This is a genomic window from Shewanella sairae (assembly GCF_023283535.1).
In the GTDB taxonomy this organism is placed as follows: Bacteria; Pseudomonadota; Gammaproteobacteria; order Enterobacterales; family Shewanellaceae; genus Shewanella; species Shewanella sairae.
Window position 1 is genome coordinate 1 of record NZ_JAKILT010000236.1, and the last position, 525, is coordinate 525.

At 43.2% G+C, this 525-nt stretch carries 1 protein-coding gene; it reads right to left on the bottom strand.

What is annotated here, in order from left to right:
* Positions 1-525, bottom strand: a 525-nt coding sequence (locus L2748_RS24360) for an Ig-like domain-containing protein (RefSeq protein ID WP_248957853.1), incomplete at both ends; no start/stop codon positions are given.

The window sequence follows — 525 nt, forward strand, 5'->3', positions numbered from 1 at the left end:
TTTTTGAAGTCACAACGATATAAGCAACAGCATAACCTCCGTTACCATCCTCAACACTATAAACCGCTTGCTCTACGCCAACAAAGCCTGCTGGTGTAAACGTAAGGGTATGATTGTCGGCGTCAAATGCAAATCGCTCTGAAGTCGTAATGAAGTGTTTAATGCTTAACGCATCATTATCAGCGTCAAAAATGTACTGATTTAAATCAACACTTAACTCTTGCGTATTTGATGTTTCTAGTGTGATATTTTGCGCGGTTGGCGGCGTGTTAACATCGGGCTCTCCCGTGTCTTTAGCGTTAATCGCCACTAGAATTTGAGAGGTTGATGTTTTTCCACCACCTTGCACTTCGTAAGGTAGCGAAGTCATGCCAGAGGTTTTTGCTAGGTAATCAAAGCTTGTTGCTGTTTGCTGACTAATTTCACCAAGGGAATTAGCGTCTTGCACATCCGTGAGCGCCCAACTATCAATATCAATCGCTTCAACAGCGTCCGTTAAGTTGATGGTTTGTGAGTCACCCTCAA